Here is a 3180-nt window from a genome sequence, read left to right on the forward strand (position 1 = left end):
CCGGGCTCGTGCCGCAGCGGGCGGGTCGCGCCGCGCTGCCGCCGGTCGGCGCGGGCCGTGTGCTCGGGTCCGTTCCGTGGCGGAGGGACGTCTGCGTGGCAGGAGCACCTCCGGGACGCGCCGGGCGGGGTCGCCGCGCGGACGCCGGGCCGTGGAACGGCCGGCCGGCCGGTGTCGTCCGATGGTACCAACGGCCCAGGTGTGCCCTGGAGACGCGGGTGACAGGGGGCGGGGAGGCGGGGCGCCGGGGGTGTGGGGGTCTCGGTGGAAGCGGCACCCCGTCCGGCGGGGTGCCCCTTCGCGGCGGCCGGAACCGGGGGTCCGGCGGCGGGGGCTCGTCGTCGAGCCTGGTGGGCGGCCCGGTCCGGCTGGACCGCCCGGGCGTGCGTGTGATCAGTCGGAGTCGGGATACTTCGGCGGCAGCGACTCCTCCGCCGCCTGGAAGATGCGCTCCACGTCGGTGACGGTCAGCACGCGCGGCCTGCGGCGCAGGTAGCCCCGCGCCCGGTTCCCGGCGTAGACGTCCACGTCGCGGACCCGCATGACCTTCCACGGGATGGACGGCCCGTAGATCGCCACCGAGCCCTGGACCGGCACCTCGAAGCCGACCCGGTCGCTGATGATCTTGCTGGCCAGCTGCGCCTCCCAGTGCGTCTCGTCCAGCCGCTCCTTCTTGTTGAAGGGGCCGTGGAAGAGCTTGCGGTGGGAGAGCGTGCGGACCGGCAGCCGCTTGTCCCACGCCTCGGAGTCGATCGCGTACACCCCGCTCGGGCCGATGACCAGGTGGTCGATCCGCCCGTCGCTGACACCCTCGTCGTCGCGGGGGACGGCCCGGGCGTGCAGCACCCGGTACCCGTTCTTCTCCAGGGCCTTCAACTGCCGTTCGGTCTTGCGCTCGACGGCCGACGCCTTCTGCCACGCCTCGACGCTCGAGGCGGTGCGGCTGCGGCGCACGACGTCCCCGACCACGACGAGGACCGCCGCGGCCACGCCGAGTTCCAGCCCGGCCGCCACCCACACCACGGCCAGGACCAGCAGCGCGACGACGCCGCGCTGGAGCCAGCGCCGGATGGTGGGGTCGGCGAGCATCTCGCCGAGTGAGCGCGGGCCGGGGGGTCGCTCCGGACCCGGTCCGGGTCCGTCGGCGGCCGGTCCGCCCTCGGGCGGACGTGCGGCCTGGTCGGGCTGGCCGCGGGCCTGCTGCCCGTTGCTCCGTTCCGTGATCGCCATAGGTGACGCTCCGTGTTCCTTCCGCGCCGGACTCATGATCCTCCGAGCGCACAGTAATCAGTTCGCGGGTCCCCGACCAGTCGTGCCGGGTTAATACTTTTGTCGCCGGATCCGGGCGGTTCGTGGACTCGGCGAGCGGGTAGGTTCATTGTCCTCCCGGACCTGCGGCTAGCGTTCGACTCTGTGACTCATACCCACGACCTCACGGCCGAACAGACCGCCGCGGCCGTCCGTTCCCGTGACATCTCCCCGCTCGAGCTGACCCGGCACTACCTCGACCGCGCGGAGCGGCTGAACGACCGGGTCGGCGCGTACGTGACCCTCACCCCCGAGCTCGCGCTGGACCAGGCGCGGGCCGCGGAGAAGCTGCTGGCCTCGGCGGACGACCCGGACCGGCTCCCCCCGCTGCTCGGCGTCCCGGTCCCGGTCAAGGACCTGAACATGGTCGCGGGCGTCCGGATGACGCTCGGCTCGGCCGCGCACGCCGACCTCACCGGCTTCGCCGACGACACCGTCGTCGTCCGGCTGAGGGAAGCGGGAACTGTCCATCTGGGCAAGACGAACACCCCCGAATTCGGTCTGCCCTGTTATACGGAAAACGACGTCGCCCCCGCCGCCCGGACGCCCTGGGACCTCTCGCGCTCGGCGGGCGGATCGTCCGGAGGGGCCGCCGCGGCGGTCGCCTCGGGCCTCGCCCCGGTCGCGCAGGGCAGTGACGGCGGCGGCTCGATCCGCATCCCCGCGTCCGCTTGTGGCCTGTTCGGGATCAAGCCGAGCCGCGGCCGGATCTCGCACGGCCCGATCGTCCCGGACCTGTTCGGGCTGTCCACCAACGGCCCGATCGCCCGGACCGTCCGGGACGCCGCGCTCCTGCTGGACGTCATGGCGGGCTCGCTCCCCGGCGACATGTACCACGCCCCCGAGGCGGGCGGCTCGTTCCTGTCGTTCACCGAGCGTCCGCCGGGACGGCTGCGGATCGCGCGCTGCATCGAGGCCGGCGTCCCCGGGGTGGAGATCCACCCGGACGTCCGCGCCGCCTACGACGCCGCGTCCGAGCTGCTGGAGGAGCTCGGCCACGAGGTCGTGGACATCCCGGTGCCGTGGGGCGCCGACCTCGTCCCGCACTTCGAGACGCTGTGGGCCGCGATGGCCACCCTCACCCCCGTCGCCCCGGACCGCGAGGAACTGCTCCAGCCGCTCACGCGGTGGCTGCGCGCCCGCGGCGAGGCCACCACCGGGCCGCAGCTGATGATGGCGCACGCCTCCCTGCAGGCCGCGATGCGCTCCGTCCTGCCCGTGCTGGAGCAGTACGACGCCGTGCTGCACCCCACGCTCGCCCAGCCGCCCGCCCCCATCGGGCACTTCCACGGGCAGAGCCCGGAGGAGAACTTCGAGCGCCAGAAGCTCTTCACCCCGTTCACCTCGGTCTACAACGTGTCGGGCCAGCCCGCCGTGAACGTCCCGCTGCACTGGACGGACGAGGGCCTGCCCATCGGCGTCATGCTCGCCGGGCGCCTCGGCGGCGAGGGCACCCTGATCTCGCTGTCCGCCCAGCTCGAGGAGGCCCGCCCCTGGGCGCACCGCAAGCCCGAGATCTGGCACGCCTGACCCGTCCGCCCCGGTCCGTCGGTCGGTCCGCCGGTCGTTCCGGCCGGCCGTCCGGGCCGCGCGCGTCCGGGTTTCGGGCTCGTCCGCGCCGCGTTGCTTGGGTCCCGGTTGGTGTGGGCATGGTGGATGCGTGAATGACCGGGATCTGCGGGCGCTGGCCCGCGCGCATGGTGTCTCGACGGCCTACGTCGATTGGCGCGGACGGGACACGGACGTGTCCGTCGAGACACTGCGGGCCGTCCTGACCTCCCTCGGGGAGGACATCTCGACGCCCGCGGCCGTCCGGGACGGGCTCGCGCGGGCCGCCGCGCCGCGCCGGCTGCCGCCGGTCGTGGTGGCGCG

At 74.1% G+C, this 3180-nt stretch carries 2 protein-coding genes and 1 pseudogene; 2 read left to right on the forward strand and 1 reads right to left on the reverse strand.

Annotation, left to right across the window (positions count from 1 at the left end):
- Nucleotides 1-393 precede the first annotated feature (393 nt).
- A complete protein-coding gene (locus DZF91_RS26105) occupies nt 394-1230 on the reverse strand; it encodes a nuclease-related domain-containing protein (protein WP_117359840.1) in 837 nt (278 codons plus the stop codon).
- 183 nt (nt 1231-1413) lie between these two features.
- Between DZF91_RS26105 and DZF91_RS26110 the strand changes: the two genes are divergently transcribed.
- Nucleotides 1414-2838, forward strand: coding sequence for an amidase (locus DZF91_RS26110; RefSeq protein WP_117359841.1), 1425 nt, complete (start codon nt 1414-1416; stop codon nt 2836-2838).
- A gap of 130 nt (nt 2839-2968) precedes the next feature.
- Nucleotides 2969-3180, forward strand: a pseudogene (locus tag DZF91_RS39075) (4-alpha-glucanotransferase); the annotation flags it as partial.

Source organism: Actinomadura logoneensis (genome assembly GCF_003428695.1).
In the GTDB taxonomy this organism is placed as follows: Bacteria; Actinomycetota; Actinomycetes; order Streptosporangiales; family Streptosporangiaceae; genus Spirillospora; species Spirillospora logoneensis.

Coding starts and splice junctions, on each gene's coding strand:
- DZF91_RS26105 (WP_117359840.1), bottom strand. CDS start 1,230: ATGGCGATCACGGAACGGAGCAACGGGCAGCAGGCCCGCGGCCAGCCC.